Consider the following 17,672-nt stretch of genomic DNA (forward strand, 5'->3'; position numbering starts at 1 on the left):
GGTTCGTGTTCTGAATAAGACACTTACTCTATGGGCTTACACTAAGCCTGAAATAGCACGAATATTATCGCTGATCAGGCGGCAAGAGGCGTCAAACTTGGCTTGTTCTTCTGGACTCAGCTCAAGCTCGATGACCTCCTGAATTCCTCTACTGCCGATGATTGCTGGAACGCCCGTGCAGACATCAGTGTGACCGTACTCGCCGTCCAATACGGCAGAGATCGCTATAATTTTACCATCGTCATTCAAAATGGAACGGGTAATGTACGCCAGCGCATTGGCAATACCAAAATAAGTGGCACCTTTGCGGGTGAAAATCTCCCAACCGGCATCCCTTGTTTTACGGGCGATGTCATCCAGATCAACGTGTCTGAATCGTTCCTTATGCTGACGCAAAATGTGCAAGAGCGGCTTGCCGCCAATCGTAACGTGAGACCAGGCCACGAATTGCGATTCGCCATGCTCGCCCAAGGCATACCCCTGTACACTGCGTGGATCTATGGAAAACACCTCAGAAAGCAACGTCTTGAGCCGGGATGAGTCGATAGAGGTGCCCGTGCCGATCACCTTGTTGCGCGGCAGACCGGATATACTCTGCACCAGATAAGTAACAATGTCGACAGGATTAGCGGCAATAACGAAAATACCGTCGAAACCGCCCTCCATAATAGCTGTTACAATCTCTCTGGTGATATGCACGGCATCGTCCAATACAGATAGGCGGTCTTGACCCGGTTTAGGATTGGACCCAGCCGTTATAATCACAACATCCATATCCGTGCAGTCTGCATATGTGCCTGCACGGACCTTGGTGCGTGTAGACGTAAAATCCATACAATGGGACAGATCCAGTGCATGGGCCAAAGCCCGGTCATACGTGCGGTCAATCATCATGATTTCGTCACAAATGGACTGATTGACCATTGAGTAGGCACAGCTCGAACCGACCATTCCCGCGCCGACAATCGCTACTTTCCTTGCCTTCCCCTTCATTTATGTTTCCTCCTCGTTCCAACGAACGTTAATATGCTACAAATTATGCCTGAAATCCATTTTACGTTACATAACATAACATATTGCTGATCTTTTGAAAATATCCATTTTTTTGCCCTCATTCCGATAAATCAAAAAAGAACGGTGAATAGGGGGAGCAATTTAGGATTAATCAAAGAATAAGTGTAGATTATCCATATTCTTTTATTGGAAGACAGGATGTAAGTTATCTATTTATTTATAAGTGGTTTCCGTATAAATCATAACATGAGCCATATCCATGGAAGAAAAGTTTACGTAACAATATTGGGAGTATGACATTTATGTGACGTATCTTAATGAGTCTCAAGAGTATACAGTGCAGGAGCATTCTTAGCGATGTCGCTTCTTGTATTTTTATAATGTATTCGTTTATGACAAAGGTTCTTAGTAGTCTGCAATATTAGAACTTTTTTGCCAAAGGATTTCCAATGGTTTCCGCGAATTCTACATATACAAGCTTATTTCTTTCCATACCATCCGGGGAGGTAATGATTAAATGGAAGAAAGCAAGTCGACGACGGAAGCAGCAAAGCAACTGGGAATCGGGGCGAGTACCCTTCGTAAATATGCAGCGGCGCTGGAGGAACAGGGATACGTGTTTCAACGTTCCACTAATCAGTCAAGAATGTTCAGTGCAGAGGATGTTGAGTGCTTGAAGGTGATGCGGAGGGCGTTGCGTGAGCAGCATATGACAATGGAGCAATCCGTTCAGGTGGTACTTGAGAGAATAACCGCTCCCTTCCAATTGGAGGATGAAGAATTCCGCTTGCCACCCATCTCGGATGCTGAGTCACTGACCGCAACCTGGCAAGAAATAATGGCGGCGGCTGAGGGTAGGGAAGAGACGGTCATGCAGGAGCAAGCTGCTGCTACGGTTGAGCTGACAGAGATAGAGGATGAAATGAATGTTCAGGAGCTATCAGAGGAACCCATGCAGTCGCAGGAACAGTTCCAGACTTTGACCCCAACCATGGAGTATAGATTGGAGCAAGCACCTGTATCCGTACAAACGCAGGAGTCCGTAGAGCCACAAGAACTGGCGCAGATGCAGGATATGGTGCAAACCGCTTTGTTGGAAATGCGGAGCCGTTTGGAGGAACTGGAAGCAGAGCACAGCCGTTTGATGGAGAAGAATGTTAGCTTATCTAACCAACTAGAGGACCATAAACGTTGGATGAAAGAAAGGGTCGAGGAAGAACGGGATCGGCAGTTAATCACTAATCTACGTACCTATCAGGGCCGGCAACGCAAAACGCGCAGTTCGCTGTTGTCCTGGCTCGGTCTGACACCACGTAGCCGCAGAGAGGCATAACGATCATTATCTTGTCTAATAAGACCATCAGACCTACCCGGCTCTGATGGTCTTTTGGCGTGGATGATATAATAACGGAATACAAGAATACGAGGACAAGTCGCATAGGAAACGTGGCTGCGGCATGTATAGGAAAGGATCTAAGTATGTTTGCTTGGTTGCGGAACATTTATGAATCATGGATAGATTATCCCAAACAGCCTGGTGATTTGCTGAGCGGACGTTATTGTGTTCGTTCGCTTTTAGGCATGGGTAGCTATGGTCTAACCTACCTTTGTCTGGATCGGCACAGCGGACAGGAGGTGGCGGTAAAACTGCCCAGACCGAGCAAACGAGCGCAGGCAGTTCAACTATTGCAGCGCGAGGCTCACATTATGCGAAAGATGGAGCACCCTTTTATTCCAAAGTTGCTTGAAATTGACCAACATTCGGACGGAATGTATATGGTCATGGAATACGTCTCCGGTATGACCTTGGAAGAGCTTATCTTTGAACAGGAGCGTTCCTTTACGGAACAGGAATGTATCGTCTACATTTTAGAGTTAATGGAGCGAGTTCTGCATGTGCATGAACGGGGATACATCCATCGCGATATCCGTATTCCTAACGTAATTCACCGCGAAGGGAAGCCGTACCTAATCGACTTTGGGCTTGCTTTGGCCGTGGGAGAACGACAGGAGGATGTATTCACCGAAGCCATGCTGGAAAAGCGCGCACCTGAGCGACAAGATGTCACCTTCTACAGCGATTTGTATGATGTCGGGCATTTCATGCTTTTTATGCTGTATAGCAGTTATGAGCCTCAGCCGGATCAACCCCCTGGAAGCTGGCAGGAAGAATTAATGCTGAGTCAACCTGTGCGTCATATACTGGAGCGGCTTTTTCAAATTCGTCCACGTTATGAACATAGTCGACAGTTTATGCAGGAGTTGGAGGAAGCATTGTTGCAGTTAGAGGTTAATCCATAACTTTAATCCCTAAAAATAAACAGGCATTCGCCGCAAAAATGGGGGAATGCCCCTTACGCATTTGACTAGGTCTACATACAATGATCCTGAAATGAGCGAAGGGAGTGTTGTAAATGAGTCATATGTGTGGAGTAGGCGGTATGGGTTGCGGCGTAGGAGCCTGGACCTCTGTAGGAGCGATTCTGGTACTGTTTATTTTGTTGGTGATTATCTCTAAAACCCTATTTCTGTAATTTCGGTTATAGCCGATTTCCTGTAATATGCACTGATGTTGCTCTGCGTAACGAAGGGCGCACAACAATAAAGCGAAGGCCCTTGATGAGAAGGGGCTTCGCTTTATAAGCTTAAGGAGCCTGTGGCTTGCTTCTTGTGTTACGTTGTACTCCGCCACTGCTTTTTGTTGTGTGTCTAGGAACTGGAATAGTGACGGCGTTTATCCTTATAATATCGGTGACCGTTATGGCTGTTCTTGTATCCGTCTGATGAAGAATGGCGTCTACGGTCGTAATAACGATCTGAGCTGCTGTATCGCCGCTTATGGGAATGAGAGGTGGAATGTAGCAGGCGGTGCAGTAATTTTTTGAGCATCGTCTAATCCTCCTTCTTATCCTATCCAACTGAGTATAGACAGGTCTTATAAAACGATAATACGCAACAGTGTTAGAACAGGTTCCATTAATTTAAGACTGTAGGGACTTGGCCTGAAATTCTGCAATATCCTTGAACTCTTCTTCAAATTTACGTGAAATGCGAATATAGATCGGCAGTAAATCGCGATAGATATCTACGTGCTCTGCCGCAGGTTTATGCTGATGAGTGGTGCCGATCATACCGGATACTGCATCTAGCGAATCAATTCGTCCTAACGCGTACAAGCCTAGAATAGCTGCACCTAGACATGAGCTTTCCAGACTTTCGGGGATAATGACTTCCTGATCAAAAATATCTGCCATGAGCTGTCTCCACAGCTCCGAGCGTGCAAATCCACCCGTGGCGTGAATGACAGACGGTCTGTCAATGACTTCCTCCATAGCGAGCATGACTGTATACAGATTGAACAGTACACCTTCCAGTGCGGCGCGAATCATATGCTCTTTTTTGTGCCGCAGGGACAGGCCGAAGAAGGAGCCACGCGCATTTGGGTCCCACAGAGGAGCGCGTTCGCCAGATAGATACGGAAGGAAAAGCAGACCGTCCGAGCCTGGACGCACCTGTTCTGCGATTTGGGTCAGCACATGATACGGATCAATTCCTAAGCGTTTGGCAGTTTCCACCTCAGAGGCTGCAAATTCATCCCGTATCCAGCGGAACACGATACCGCCGTTGTTCACCGGGCCGCCGATGACCCACAGCTTTTCGGTCAAGGCATAACAGAAAAAGCGCCCTTTCGCATCGGTGAGAGGCTTATCAACTACAGTACGGATGGCTCCGCTGGTGCCGATGTGTAACAGCGACAACTCCAGGTTTGATTGCATTCACACCGAGGTTGGACAAGACACCGTCACTGGCCCCGATCACAAAAGGGGTCGTCTCCAGCAGGCCCATGTCATGTGCATAGGCTGCGTCCAGTCCTTTTAGCACATGAGTTGTCGGTACCAGCTCGGACAGCTGCTCCTTCGTCACACCTGCAATAGTGAGCGCTTCCTCGTCCCAATCCAGCTGCTTCAAATTCATGAGTCCGGTAGCAGAGGCGATCGAGTGATCCACGACATATTGGTGGAATAACCGGGCAAAGACATATTCCTTTATAGAAATGAACTTGTACGTCTGGGCCGCTACATCCGGTAAATCTCGTGTAATCCACATCAGTTTTGTCAGCGGTGACATGGGGTGAATGGGCGTTCCCGTGCGTAAGTAAATATCGTGTCCATTGTATTTATGTTTGAGCGCTTCAGCCCATTTGGCACTACGATTATCTGCCCACGTGATGGAGGCGGTCAGTGGTTTACCGTTCTTGTCCACCGCCAGTACGCTGTGCATAGCCGAACTAAAGGAGACGAACAGCACATGTTCGGCGGGTACTCCGCTTTGTGTCATGACCTCTTGCACCGTCTCTACGACAGCTTTGAGAATATCTTCAGGGTCCTGTTCTGCCGCATCTGGCTCAGGTGTATGGAGTGGATAGCCCACATGATGCTGCGCGGCAATATTGCCGTTTTCTTCAAAAAGCACTGCCTTGGTACTGGTCGTGCCAATATCGACGCCGATCATATATCGGGTTTCAGTCATATTCATTCTCCCCTTCACTTACCTTATTAGCTATTATCGTTAAATTAACACATCCAGCAGTATAATCAAACCGAATGCGACTAGGGAGAGGATGGTTCCATAACATTCAAAGAGTAAAGGTGCTAATATGTATAGTTAATTGTATACTTGTCGACAATTTAGTCTGAAAAGAGAACCGCGTCAGTTGGAGTGGGCATAAAGACGCGATACAATTGGCTCTTTGTCGGGTATGTTCCGGCTAGGATAATGTCTTTCTATAGGAGGACAAAACACTATCGTTAACCGCGTTGCGAGTGTCTCGGTAATGTTCCTCAATGAGTCGGGATAATTCTTGATCATTTCCTTGTTTTAAAGCATTTGCAAAGGTGCGGTGCTTGTGAATCGTGACTTGAGATTCTTCGATGTTAGACGCAAAACGTTGTTCTGTCGCAGCCAGCATAACCGTCAGGATCAACTGTCTCATACCATTCCAGGTATGGAGAATACGGGTATGGCCTGCTTCCAGAACCAGAGCTTCATGAAAATTAAAATCCTGAAGTGAAAATTCAGCGATATCTCTGTGCTTGAGAGCGACTTCCATTTTGTCGATCATCTGATTTAAAGTGTTTACCAATATGGTATTATCCCTATGTACATACCTTTGAACAACAAAATGCTCAATCAGCATTCGTACGTCGAATAGCTCCTCCATATCATCGGGTGTCATGCCGATCACAACCGCCCCCATGCGCTCCAAGCGGATAAGTCCTTCGGTTGAGAGCACTTTCATGGCTTCACGCACAGGAGAACGGCTGGTACCAAAATCGGTAGCAATCTGATTTTCAGATAGAACAGTGCCGGGTGTCTGCATACCACGTATAATCTGAAGTCGGAGTTCACAAGCAATCCTCTCTCCAAGCGATGCGCCCTGTAACCAGGTTGTTGGATATTTCATAGAATACTCCTATCTTGCAAATAATTTTGCATACTTGTATACAAATTATGGAGTATTATAAACCCCGTTTAAGCCCTTGTAAACGGTATCAATTGACATCGGTTCCATTTCACTGCTTTTAGCGTTACAATAGAAGCAGAAAAAAAGAAGCAGTGAAAAGTGGAACGAACATGGATAAGAAGGAGAACATTTAATGATTATCATTAAAACCAAAGAACAAATTGAAAATATGAAAAAAGCCGGCGAAATTTTGGCTGCTTGCCACCGGGAAATTGCTAAAATGATTAAGCCAGGTATTACGACACTGGAAATTGACGCCTTTGCAGAATCATTTATGAAGAAGCACGGCGCAACGCCGGAGCAAAAGGGTTATAACGGCTACCAGTTTGCAACTTGTGGTTCCCCTAATGATGTGATTTGCCACGGTTTTCCGAACAAAACACCATTGAAGGACGGCGACATCGTGACGATCGACATGGTTGTGAACCTGAATGGCTGGCTGGCAGATTCCGCTTGGTCGTATGCGGTGGGGAATGTGTCTGAGCAGGCCCAAAAGCTGTTGGACGTTACCAAAGAGTCTCTGTATAAAGGGATTGAGCAAGCTGTTGTTGGTAATCGGATCGGGGATATTTCCCATGCGATCCAAACTTACGCGGAAGCGGAAGGCTTTTCGGTCGTACGCGAATTTATTGGGCATGGCATCGGGGAAGAAATGCATGAGCAACCGCAGGTTCCGCATTACGGACCTCCGCACCGTGGACCACGCTTGAAAGAGGGCATGGTCATTACAATTGAGCCGATGCTCAACACAGGCACATACCGCAGTAAAATTGATGCGGACGGCTGGACCGCACGTACGTTGGACGGTGGTTTGTCGGCACAATACGAGCATACGCTGGCAATTACAGCAGACGGTCCTATCATCTTGACCCAGCAATAAAAGCAGGCATCCATCAGTAACCTACAGACTAGCGAATTAAATGAGTTAGACCTATTACAGAAAAGAGGCTGTCCAGAGGACAGTCTCTTTTGCCGCGTGCATTCTAAAAAGAATTTTCTGACGCGGATTTGATTCTGTTAATGGCCCCATATCCCCGTTTCTGCATGTAGTGAGGATGACCGGACTGACAGCCTATAAAAGAAGGTCGTTTTTCTGATGAAGAAAAGACGAACCTGGCACTGATCCAGAGGTACGGGGGATATAGGGGGATGCGGACGGTGATGGGAAAGCGTATATGTGAATGTAAAGGATGCTATTTATTGGGGGAAGTAATTTTAAAAAGCATCAAGCCACCATCAATCGTTAACTTAGATCCAATTATATTATATAGGAAGCTTCGTCAGAGAGAAGCCAAGCAATACCTTTTGCAACTTTTGAAATCGCCAGCTGGCTTCAATTGGTACAAATACAGCATAACTGCTAGCACTCCTTGATATTCAACTGCCCTATTGGGTTGTCGTGGAGCTACAGTATTGATACGAATGCCTTGACTTGCATAATCAAGCGCAGTTGCATTGGTAAGACTTTGAATTGCATGTTTTGATGCCACGTAAGCACCGTATGCCAGAAATGCTTTCAGACCAACTATTGAAGAAACGTTGACAATTGATTCTCTGCAAGCATTTGTTGGATCTCAATTTTCATGTTCCAATATACACCTGAATGCATTAATTTTTATGGTACTCAAAAAGGAAGGTCATTACCCTGACTTTAGCTAATGGTGCTTGCTCTAAAGCACCGCCTGCATTATTGATCGCCCAGTCTAGGCCTGTAATATATCTAATCGCTATGCATGAAAAGCATTTTTCAAGTGCAATAGATCCAGTCAAATACTCACGATAATTATAATGAAGAAAAACAAATTCAAAAGTTTGATGGATACAGTAGTAGAGCCGACTTTCAAAAATCAGTTAGTGGTTTTTAATTGGTATTTTTTACATGTTGTAATCAGTAAAGCGAAGTGGTATATTATTTGAGCTGACAATAAAACAGCCGTTTCAAAAAAGAATAATTAGGGTGAAATGATTTTAATAAAAAAGAATAAAATAACCCTTGCATTTTTGAAATGAACATGATATGATCTTATAGCTGCTGAAAAACGCAGTGAAAAAGAATTTGATCTTTGAAAACTGAACAACGAGTGAGTACGGATTTTATTTATAAAGTCCAATGCTGAAATTTTGGTACATGCTATCTGGCTGTATGAAATGGAAGCAACAAAGAGATATTTTATCTCGTCAGTTTCAAAATGAGCTAATCGCTCTTTCTATATTGTTTCATCTTCGGTTCTTCTCATTGGAGTGGATGAAGATGAAACAGGTTGACGTTACTTTGTAACGTCTTTAATGGAGAGTTTGATCCTGGCTCAGGACGAACGCTGGCGGCGTGCCTAATACATGCAAGTCGAGCGGGGTTGTTTAGAAGCTTGCTTCTAAATAACCTAGCGGCGGACGGGTGAGTAACACGTAGGCAACCTGCCCACAAGACAGGGATAACTACCGGAAACGGTAGCTAATACCCGATACATCCTTTTTCTGCATGGGAGAAGGAGGAAAGGCGGAGCAATCTGTCACTTGTGGATGGGCCTGCGGCGCATTAGCTAGTTGGTGGGGTAAAGGCCTACCAAGGCGACGATGCGTAGCCGACCTGAGAGGGTGATCGGCCACACTGGGACTGAGACACGGCCCAGACTCCTACGGGAGGCAGCAGTAGGGAATCTTCCGCAATGGGCGAAAGCCTGACGGAGCAACGCCGCGTGAGTGATGAAGGTTTTCGGATCGTAAAGCTCTGTTGCCAGGGAAGAACGTCTTGTAGAGTAACTGCTACAAGAGTGACGGTACCTGAGAAGAAAGCCCCGGCTAACTACGTGCCAGCAGCCGCGGTAATACGTAGGGGGCAAGCGTTGTCCGGAATTATTGGGCGTAAAGCGCGCGCAGGCGGCTCTTTAAGTCTGGTGTTTAATCCCGAGGCTCAACTTCGGGTCGCACTGGAAACTGGGGAGCTTGAGTGCAGAAGAGGAGAGTGGAATTCCACGTGTAGCGGTGAAATGCGTAGAGATGTGGAGGAACACCAGTGGCGAAGGCGACTCTCTGGGCTGTAACTGACGCTGAGGCGCGAAAGCGTGGGGAGCAAACAGGATTAGATACCCTGGTAGTCCACGCCGTAAACGATGAATGCTAGGTGTTAGGGGTTTCGATACCCTTGGTGCCGAAGTTAACACATTAAGCATTCCGCCTGGGGAGTACGGTCGCAAGACTGAAACTCAAAGGAATTGACGGGGACCCGCACAAGCAGTGGAGTATGTGGTTTAATTCGAAGCAACGCGAAGAACCTTACCAGGTCTTGACATCCCTCTGACCGGTCTAGAGATAGGCCTTTCCTTCGGGACAGAGGAGACAGGTGGTGCATGGTTGTCGTCAGCTCGTGTCGTGAGATGTTGGGTTAAGTCCCGCAACGAGCGCAACCCTTATGCTTAGTTGCCAGCAGGTCAAGCTGGGCACTCTAAGCAGACTGCCGGTGACAAACCGGAGGAAGGTGGGGATGACGTCAAATCATCATGCCCCTTATGACCTGGGCTACACACGTACTACAATGGCCGGTACAACGGGAAGCGAAGCCGCGAGGTGGAGCCAATCCTAGAAAAGCCGGTCTCAGTTCGGATTGTAGGCTGCAACTCGCCTACATGAAGTCGGAATTGCTAGTAATCGCGGATCAGCATGCCGCGGTGAATACGTTCCCGGGTCTTGTACACACCGCCCGTCACACCACGAGAGTTTACAACACCCGAAGTCGGTGAGGTAACCGCAAGGGGCCAGCCGCCGAAGGTGGGGTAGATGATTGGGGTGAAGTCGTAACAAGGTAGCCGTATCGGAAGGTGCGGCTGGATCACCTCCTTTCTATGGAGAATCGTTTCCTGCAACGGAAACATTCAAATATGAAGCGTAAGCTTCAAAACTCAGGTTTAGGCCTGTTACTCACTCGTTGCTCAGTTTTGAGAGTTCAAACTCTCGAATTGCACCTTGAAAACTGGATACCGAAACGAAATTGCGTTTTAGAATATTCCTTTAAGCTGATCTTGTGTAAACAAGTGAAATAAAGGTAGCAAATCGTATTTACTATGTAGATACTAGGTTAAGCTACAAAGAGCACACGGAGGATGCCTAGGCGCCAGGAGCCGACGAAGGACGTGGCGAACAACGATAAAGCCTCGGGGAGCTGTAAGCAAGCTTTGATCCGGGGATGTCCGAATGGGGAAACCCGGCTGTCTTCATCGACAGTCACTACTCACTGAATTCATAGGTGAGTGAGAGGCAGACCAGGGGAACTGAAACATCTAAGTACCCTGAGGAAGAGAAAACAATAGTGATTCCGTCAGTAGCGGCGAGCGAACGCGGATTAGCCCAAACCAAGGAGCTTGCTCCTTGGGGTTGTGGGACGTCTCACATGGAGTTACAAAGGAACCGGTTAGATGAAGAGGTCTGGAAAGGCCCGCCAGAGAAGGTAAAAGCCCTGTAGTTCAAAACCTGTTCCCTCCGAGACGGATCCCGAGTAGTGCGGGGCACGTGAAACCCCGTATGAATCCGGCAGGACCATCTGCCAAGGCTAAATACTCCCTGGCGACCGATAGTGAAGCAGTACCGTGAGGGAAAGGTGAAAAGCACCCCGGAAGGGGAGTGAAATAGATCCTGAAACCGTGTGCTTACAAGAAGTCAGAGCCCGATCTATGGGTGATGGCGTGCCTTTTGTAGAATGAACCGGCGAGTTACGTTCCCGTGCAAGGTTAAGGTGAAGAGCTGAAGCCGCAGCGAAAGCGAGTCTGAATAGGGCGAATGAGTACGTGGACGTAGACCCGAAACCGGGTGATCTACCCCTGTCCAGGGTGAAGGTGCGGTAACACGCACTGGAGGCCCGAACCCACGCATGTTGAAAAATGCGGGGATGAGGTGGGGGTAGCGGAGAAATTCCAATCGAACCCGGAGATAGCTGGTTCTCCCCGAAATAGCTTTAGGGCTAGCCTCGGAAAGAAGAATCGTGGAGGTAGAGCACTGATTGGGTGCGGGGCCCGCAAGGGTTACCAAGCTCAGTCAAACTCCGAATGCCATAGATTTAGTTCCGGGAGTCAGACAGTGAGTGCTAAGATCCATTGTCGAAAGGGAAACAGCCCAGACCATCAGCTAAGGTCCCCAAGTGTGTGTTAAGTGGGAAAGGATGTGGAGTTGCACAGACAACCAGGATGTTGGCTTAGAAGCAGCCACCATTGAAAGAGTGCGTAATAGCTCACTGGTCGAGTGACTCTGCGCCGAAAATGTAACGGGGCTAAACACACCACCGAAGCTATGGCTTGATGCTTTGCATCAGGGGTAGGGGAGCGTTGAATGCGGGTTGAAGGTGTACCGGAAGGAGCGCTGGACTGCATTCAAGTGAGAATGCCGGTATGAGTAACGAAAAGATCTGTGAGAATCAGATCCGCCGAAAGCCTAAGGGTTCCTGAGGAAGGTTCGTCCGCTCAGGGTAAGTCGGGACCTAAGGCGAGGCCGATAGGCGTAGTCGAAGGACAACAGGTCGAAATTCCTGTACCACCGTAATCCGCTATGAGCGATGGGGTGACGCAGTAGGGTAGTGACGCGGACTGATGGATGTCCGTCTAAGCAGTGAGGCTGATGTGTAGGCAAATCCGCACATCGTAAGGCTGGGCTGTGATGGGGAGCGAAAATTACAGTAGCGAAGGTCATGATCTCAGACTGCCAAGAAAAGCCTCTAGCCAGGAGAAGGTGCCCGTACCGCAAACCGACACAGGTAGGCGAGAAGAGAATTCTAAGGCGCGCGGAAGAACTCTCGTTAAGGAACTCGGCAAAATGACCCCGTAACTTCGGGAGAAGGGGTGCCTCGGTAGGGTGAATAGCCCGAGGGGGCCGCAGTGAAAAGGCCCAAGCGACTGTTTAGCAAAAACACAGGTCTGTGCGAAGCCGCAAGGCGAAGTATACGGGCTGACGCCTGCCCGGTGCTGGAAGGTTAAGGGGAGTGGTAAGCCTTCGGGCGAAGCTATGAACCGAAGCCCCAGTAAACGGCGGCCGTAACTATAACGGTCCTAAGGTAGCGAAATTCCTTGTCAGGTAAATTCTGACCCGCACGAATGGCGTAACGACTTGGGCGCTGTCTCAACGAGAGATCCGGTGAAATTTTAATACCTGTGAAGATGCAGGTTACCCGCGACAAGACGGAAAGACCCCATGGAGCTTTACTGCAGCTTGATATTGAATTTGGGTACGATCTGTACAGGATAGGTGGGAGCCGTAGAACTTTGAGCGCCAGCTTGAAGGGAGGCATCCTTGGGATACCACCCTGATCGTATCTAGGTTCTAACTTGGTACCGTAATCCGGTACGAGGACAGTGTCAGGTGGGCAGTTTGACTGGGGCGGTCGCCTCCTAAAGAGTAACGGAGGCGCCCCAAGGTTCCCTCAGAATGGTTGGAAATCATTCGAAGAGTGCAAAGGCAGAAGGGAGCTTGACTGCGAGACCTACAAGTCGAGCAGGGACGAAAGTCGGGCTTAGTGATCCGGTGGTACCGCATGGAAGGGCCATCGCTCAACGGATAAAAGCTACCCTGGGGATAACAGGCTTATCTCCCCCAAGAGTCCACATCGACGGGGAGGTTTGGCACCTCGATGTCGGCTCATCGCATCCTGGGGCTGAAGTAGGTCCCAAGGGTTGGGCTGTTCGCCCATTAAAGCGGTACGCGAGCTGGGTTCAGAACGTCGTGAGACAGTTCGGTCCCTATCTGTCGTGGGCGTAGGAAATTTGAGAGGAGCTGTCCTTAGTACGAGAGGACCGGGATGGACGTACCGCTGGTGTACCAGTTGTTCCGCCAGGAGCACCGCTGGGTAGCTATGTACGGAAGGGATAAGCGCTGAAAGCATCTAAGCGTGAAGCCCCCCTCAAGATGAGATTTCCCAATTAGTAAGACCCCTTGAAGACGACGAGGTAGATAGGTTGGGGGTGGAAGTGCAGTAATGCATGGAGCTGACCAATACTAATCGGTCGAGGGCTTATCCTAAAGATAAGGCGCAATGAAGTTTCGGATCCAGTTTTCAGGGTGTAACCTTGAAGGTATGTAGAAGTACATACGACAAGCGTATGGCTATTCATTCACACGATCCGTGATGAACCGAATAAGCTTACGGAAGAATTTGCGAGGCAAATTCATGTTTGGTGGCGATAGCGGAGGGGTTCCACACGTACCCATCCCGAACACGACCGTTAAGCCCTCCAGCGCCGATGGTACTTGGACCGCAGGGTCCTGGGAGAGTAGGACGCCGCCAAGCATAAGCCCCTTCTCTGGGGATTTTTTTTCGCCTGTAAGACTGACCTCTACATAGTCAGAATTAATTGTTATTTCTAAGATGGGGCTATAGCTCAGCTGGGAGAGCGCCTGCCTTGCACGCAGGAGGTCAGGGGTTCGATCCCCCTTGGCTCCACCAATATTCCCTGATAGCTCAGTTGGTAGAGCACTCGACTGTTAATCGAGTTGTCACAGGTTCGAGTCCTGTTCGGGGAGCCATATGGAGAGGTGTCCGAGTTGGCCGAAGGAGCACGATTGGAAATCGTGTAGGCGCCAAAAGCGTCTCGAGGGTTCGAATCCCTCTCTCTCCGCCAGAATTATTTTATAGCATGGCCCGTTGGTCAAGGGGTTAAGACACCTCCCTTTCACGGAGGTAACAGGGGTTCGAATCCCCTACGGGTCATAGTAGTATGGAGGCTTAGCTCAGCTGGGAGAGCATCTGCCTTACAAGCAGAGGGTCGGGGGTTCGATCCCCTCAGCCTCCACCATTAATAGTATTAAGAAATATCTTTGATGTCGCGGGGTGGAGCAGTTCGGTAGCTCGTCGGGCTCATAACCCGAAGGTCGTAGGTTCAAATCCTGCCCCCGCAATTAACTTCCTGTTGGAAATGCCTCTGGAACTGTGGTGTAGAGGCCTAACATGCCTGCCTGTCACGCAGGAGATCGCGGGTTCGAATCCCGTCAGTTCCGCCATTTAATTTAATATGCCGGTGTAGCTCAACTGGTAGAGCAACTGACTTGTAATCAGTAGGTTGGGGGTTCAAGTCCTCTCGCCGGCACCATTTTGGAGGATTAGCGAAGTGGCCAAACGCATCAGACTGTAAATCTGCTCCCTTACGGGTTCGGTGGTTCGAATCCATCATCCTCCACCAGTTTTATTGCCATGGTGGTCGTGACGAATGGGTTAACGTACTGAATTGTGGCTATGGCATTTGTGGGTGCAAGTCCCATTAATCGCCCTGTTGATTACATAATGGGGATTAGCCAAGCGGTAAGGCAACGGACTTTGACTCCGTCATGCATAGGTTCAAATCCTATATCCCCAGCCATTAAGAGCCATTAGCTCAGTTGGTAGAGCACCTGACTTTTAATCAGGGTGTCGAAGGTTCGAGTCCTTCATGGCTCACCATTATCATTGTATGCGCGTGTGGCGGAATTGGCAGACGCACTAGACTTAGGATCTAGCGTCTTTGACGTGGGGGTTCAAGTCCCTCCACGCGCATACCTGTTTTTGCGGACGTGGCTCAGCGGTAGAGCATCGCCTTGCCAAGGCGAGGGTCGCGGGTTCGATTCCCGTCGTCCGCTCCATATTTGCGCCCTTAGCTCAGCTGGATAGAGCGTTTGACTACGAATCAAAAGGCCGGGAGTTCGAATCTCTCAGGGCGCGCCATTAATTTCATAAGCCGGTGTGGCGGAATTGGCAGACGCGCGCGACTCAAAATCGTGAGGGAAACCGTGGAGGTTCGAGTCCTCTCACCGGCATCTATTTCGGGATGTAGCTCAGCTTGGTAGAGCACCTGGTTTGGGACCAGGGGGTCGCATGTTCAAATCGTGTCATCCCGACCACTTTTTTTGCGGGTGTAGTTCAATGGTAGAACTCCAGCCTTCCAAGCTGGTAGCGTGGGTTCGATTCCCATCACCCGCTTTATATAGATGAAAGAAGAGATGGCTTATGCCATCTCTTCTTTTTGTATTTATTAAGCTATCGTTTCCCGTTAGATTACGACCGCTTATAATAGCTCTTCTTATTAATCCAGTTAATGCACGGGGCGGACCTTGGTTAATATTTATTTTTTGCTCTAAAAGGTTTGTAGAAGGCACGAATGTCCTGAGCTAAAAGCTCAGGCTCTTCCATGGCAGTAAAATGCCCGCCGCGAGCGATTGAAGTCCAGCGAGTTACATTTAGGTTGCACACGCCCATTCTCTAGGCGTTAACAATATATCTGCTAGGGATAATACAATTCCGGTTGGCACTTTTATGTAGCTCAATGACGGCAAAGAATGTGAATTTTCATAATACATACGTGTAGTAGATGGCTTCATTGGTCTTATGCGAAAAATAAGGGTGTCATAAAATGAGTCCAATGTTCGATATCTTTGTTCAAGATCTGAAGCAGTCAGGAGTGTCCGATAGGAGCGTATTGGATGGATAAGAAAACAAAGACTATATAGCAGCTTAGAAAAATCAGCGAGACAAGCAGAATTCAGAAAACAGTCAAAGGAATCCCAGTTTCGATACTGGGTGTTGCTAAAACGGCGGGGGATAAGTCCCCCGGATAATCCGGGGGAAAATAGCAAGGAATTAGTTCCTTCCTTATAACTCTGTTCAATGATTATCTTATTACCCTAGTTAATCTAGACACCTTCTGTAGGCTTCTTATACAGATAGAGAACTTTTTATCTGGTATCTTTTTTGATCAGTCCGTTATATAGAGTATCAAGAAGGTTATCTACTTTACTGTTTGTGAGACTGGTTGGGTAGAGCTGAACAATCGGTCAAAGCGGCGCATCAATCCTTCAAGCGGACCAACAGGACGCTGAGCAATCAATAATCCTAGTAGTAGTGTTGCAACTGCGATCATTACGTTGCCGAACGGAATTCCATCCAGACTGTGCCCAATCTTTGTCAGATCAAGAATCCACACCACTACAAACTGAAAGGCATACATGGTCAGGGCGACACGTCCGACTGCTGCGAAAGGCATTAATACAGCGGAAGTTTTTTTGGATACGAGGCACGTAACTCCCATTACCAGAAATGAAATTCCTAATCCTATCATCGTCTGGAATGTCGAAGCGGTGTGCGGAGCCGTTCCCAAAAGGAGCTGCCACATCGGTGATTCCGTATTAAGAGGCCAAATTGCGTATTCATCCGGCTGTACAGGAGCAGCTCCTTGCACACTTATAAGCCATTGTTCAAAGTGAAGATTCCAATTCGGAAGCACAAAAGCGGCCATTACTTTGCCAATAACAAGCATAACGATACCGCTGCCTGCGAGTGAGAGGGCTGTACGTAATCTGGTGAGGTCAACGCGGCCAATGGCCATACCAGCAACAAATGCAGGAGTCAAGGCGAGGGCAGACATCGGACCTCCCGCGATATCACCAAGAAGATAAGCTTTTGAGAAAATGCTTGATCCAAGAATCATTAGCGGCGGGGCCGTTACGAGCAAAACTATTGCTGTTGTGACAATGGTGCGGGTCGAACGACGAAATAACATGAGGGCCAACACAAACATAGCTGCATAGGCAGGCAAAATGATGCCGTATGAAGTGTTCAGCATAATAAGCAAATAACCAATAATATCAACAAACACCGCACGGGCCAGCATTCGTGCACGAAAAGCGGTCGCCTCTGCTCCCCGATCCATCATACGCTGTCCCATAATAGAATAGGAGATACCGCCGCACAACACAAATAATAGGGTGGTATTTCCGGAAACAATTGCAGAAACGCTTGGATTTGATCCGAAATGCTGCAAATACATTCCCAGCACGGCCAGTCCGCGCGCAGCATCAAGCGCAACGAGACGTCCTTTGATGCTGTGTGTCTTTCTCCGTGGCTCTGTCACAGAGCTTTGGGGGAGATTATCGGTTTCTGTACTGTCGTGAGATGAGGTGGTCCCTGATGTGTCCGCTGCTTTATTATCCATGTTATTAGCAACCGGATCTTCAACCTTTGTGTCCCCCTCATATTTTCTGACAGATCTGCTTGTCAGTTTGATGCTACTTAGCAAATTACATTCCTCCCTAAAATATTGAATTCATACATTCCATAAATCCCTGTTGTAAACAGGATTCATGTCACGTTCTAATCCAAATATAGCCTTCAGATGTCGCTAAAATTTGATCA

Annotated in this window: 9 protein-coding genes, 17 tRNA genes, 3 rRNA genes and 1 pseudogene; 24 read left to right on the forward strand and 6 right to left on the reverse strand. The window is 48.1% G+C overall.

Annotated elements, in window-relative coordinates; all coding sequences use genetic code 11:
* Window positions 1–36: 36 nt before the first annotated feature.
* Window positions 37–993, reverse strand: a complete 957-nt coding sequence (locus ACH59B_RS02335; RefSeq protein ID WP_016818814.1) for an L-lactate dehydrogenase — start codon at window positions 991–993, stop codon at window positions 37–39.
* 538 nt (window positions 994–1,531) lie between these two features.
* Here ACH59B_RS02335 and ACH59B_RS02340 point away from each other — a divergent pair.
* The 3 genes from ACH59B_RS02340 (at window position 1,532) to ACH59B_RS02350 (ending at window position 3,548) form a co-directional block, all read left to right on the forward strand.
* On the forward strand, window positions 1,532–2,347 hold the full coding sequence (locus ACH59B_RS02340) for a MerR family transcriptional regulator (protein ID WP_019685950.1): 816 nt from the start codon (window positions 1,532–1,534) through the stop codon (window positions 2,345–2,347).
* Between the two features lie 146 nt (window positions 2,348–2,493).
* Window positions 2,494–3,315, forward strand: coding sequence for a protein kinase domain-containing protein (locus ACH59B_RS02345; RefSeq protein ID WP_025363845.1), 822 nt, complete (start codon window positions 2,494–2,496; stop codon window positions 3,313–3,315).
* Window positions 3,316–3,428: 113 nt separating this feature from the next.
* Window positions 3,429–3,548 carry a hypothetical protein gene (locus tag ACH59B_RS02350; protein ID WP_013369112.1) on the forward strand — a complete coding sequence of 40 codons (120 nt, stop codon included), beginning with the start codon at window positions 3,429–3,431 and terminating at the stop codon, window positions 3,546–3,548.
* 175 nt (window positions 3,549–3,723) lie between these two features.
* Here ACH59B_RS02350 and ACH59B_RS02355 read toward each other — a convergent pair whose 3' ends face one another.
* The 3 genes and pseudogenes from ACH59B_RS02355 to ACH59B_RS02365 form a co-directional block, all read right to left on the reverse strand.
* Window positions 3,724–3,903 (reverse strand): hypothetical protein, encoded by a 180-nt coding sequence (locus ACH59B_RS02355; RefSeq protein ID WP_080561121.1) that lies wholly within the window; start codon window positions 3,901–3,903, stop codon window positions 3,724–3,726.
* A gap of 92 nt (window positions 3,904–3,995) precedes the next feature.
* Window positions 3,996–5,544: pseudogene (gntK, locus tag ACH59B_RS02360) on the reverse strand (gluconokinase).
* Window positions 5,545–5,782: 238 nt separating this feature from the next.
* Window positions 5,783–6,478: a GntR family transcriptional regulator gene (locus ACH59B_RS02365; protein WP_019685953.1), complete on the reverse strand. Its 696-nt coding sequence runs from the start codon at window positions 6,476–6,478 to the stop codon at window positions 5,783–5,785.
* Between the two features lie 193 nt (window positions 6,479–6,671).
* Between ACH59B_RS02365 and map the strand changes: the two genes are divergently transcribed.
* Window positions 6,672–7,418 carry a type I methionyl aminopeptidase gene (map, locus tag ACH59B_RS02370; RefSeq protein ID WP_013369117.1) on the forward strand — a complete coding sequence of 249 codons (747 nt, stop codon included), beginning with the start codon at window positions 6,672–6,674 and terminating at the stop codon, window positions 7,416–7,418.
* A gap of 400 nt (window positions 7,419–7,818) precedes the next feature.
* On the opposite strand, the gene ACH59B_RS02375 is transcribed toward map, so the two are convergent.
* A complete protein-coding gene (locus ACH59B_RS02375; protein WP_080724253.1) occupies window positions 7,819–8,085 on the reverse strand; it encodes an SDR family NAD(P)-dependent oxidoreductase in 267 nt (88 codons plus the stop codon).
* Window positions 8,086–8,821: 736 nt separating this feature from the next.
* On the opposite strand from ACH59B_RS02375, the gene ACH59B_RS02380 reads away from it, so the two are divergent.
* The 20 genes from ACH59B_RS02380 (at window position 8,822) to ACH59B_RS02475 (ending at window position 15,464) form a co-directional block, all read left to right on the forward strand.
* A 16S ribosomal RNA gene (locus tag ACH59B_RS02380) occupies window positions 8,822–10,375 on the forward strand.
* Between the two features lie 233 nt (window positions 10,376–10,608).
* Window positions 10,609–13,534, forward strand: a 23S ribosomal RNA gene (locus ACH59B_RS02385).
* A 151-nt stretch (window positions 13,535–13,685) separates the two neighbouring features.
* Window positions 13,686–13,802 (forward strand): 5S ribosomal RNA (gene rrf, locus ACH59B_RS02390).
* Together the 16S, 23S and 5S rRNA genes with 17 tRNA genes alongside form the textbook arrangement of a ribosomal RNA operon.
* 80 nt (window positions 13,803–13,882) lie before the next feature.
* Window positions 13,883–13,958: transfer RNA gene (locus ACH59B_RS02395), tRNA-Ala, on the forward strand.
* A 4-nt stretch (window positions 13,959–13,962) separates the two neighbouring features.
* Window positions 13,963–14,038, forward strand: a tRNA-Asn gene (locus ACH59B_RS02400).
* Window positions 14,039–14,041: 3 nt separating this feature from the next.
* Window positions 14,042–14,133 (forward strand) — tRNA-Ser (locus ACH59B_RS02405).
* 17 nt (window positions 14,134–14,150) lie between these two features.
* Window positions 14,151–14,222, forward strand: a tRNA-Glu gene (locus tag ACH59B_RS02410).
* A gap of 9 nt (window positions 14,223–14,231) precedes the next feature.
* Window positions 14,232–14,307: transfer RNA gene (locus ACH59B_RS02415), tRNA-Val, on the forward strand.
* Between the two features lie 29 nt (window positions 14,308–14,336).
* Window positions 14,337–14,410: transfer RNA gene (locus ACH59B_RS02420), tRNA-Met, on the forward strand.
* Between the two features lie 25 nt (window positions 14,411–14,435).
* A tRNA-Asp gene (locus ACH59B_RS02425) sits at window positions 14,436–14,512 on the forward strand.
* A 13-nt stretch (window positions 14,513–14,525) separates the two neighbouring features.
* Window positions 14,526–14,601, forward strand: a tRNA-Thr gene (locus ACH59B_RS02430).
* 4 nt (window positions 14,602–14,605) lie between these two features.
* A tRNA-Tyr gene (locus ACH59B_RS02435) sits at window positions 14,606–14,691 on the forward strand.
* Window positions 14,692–14,793: 102 nt separating this feature from the next.
* Window positions 14,794–14,868, forward strand: a tRNA-Gln gene (locus ACH59B_RS02440).
* Between the two features lie 4 nt (window positions 14,869–14,872).
* Window positions 14,873–14,948: transfer RNA gene (locus ACH59B_RS02445), tRNA-Lys, on the forward strand.
* Window positions 14,949–14,960: 12 nt separating this feature from the next.
* Window positions 14,961–15,041 (forward strand) — tRNA-Leu (locus ACH59B_RS02450).
* Between the two features lie 11 nt (window positions 15,042–15,052).
* A tRNA-Gly gene (locus tag ACH59B_RS02455) sits at window positions 15,053–15,127 on the forward strand.
* Window positions 15,128–15,132: 5 nt separating this feature from the next.
* Window positions 15,133–15,209, forward strand: a tRNA-Arg gene (locus ACH59B_RS02460).
* A 12-nt stretch (window positions 15,210–15,221) separates the two neighbouring features.
* A tRNA-Leu gene (locus ACH59B_RS02465) sits at window positions 15,222–15,301 on the forward strand.
* Window positions 15,302–15,308: 7 nt separating this feature from the next.
* Window positions 15,309–15,385: transfer RNA gene (locus tag ACH59B_RS02470), tRNA-Pro, on the forward strand.
* 8 nt (window positions 15,386–15,393) lie between these two features.
* Window positions 15,394–15,464: transfer RNA gene (locus ACH59B_RS02475), tRNA-Gly, on the forward strand.
* A gap of 805 nt (window positions 15,465–16,269) precedes the next feature.
* On the opposite strand, the gene ACH59B_RS02480 is transcribed toward ACH59B_RS02475, so the two are convergent.
* A complete protein-coding gene (locus ACH59B_RS02480) occupies window positions 16,270–17,556 on the reverse strand; it encodes a DUF418 domain-containing protein (RefSeq protein WP_257126602.1) in 1,287 nt (428 codons plus the stop codon).
* Between the last annotated feature and the right edge of the window lie 116 nt (window positions 17,557–17,672).

Origin of the sequence: Paenibacillus sp. DP01 (genome assembly GCF_044784315.1) — a bacterium.
Classification (GTDB): domain Bacteria; phylum Bacillota; class Bacilli; order Paenibacillales; family Paenibacillaceae; genus Paenibacillus; species Paenibacillus polymyxa.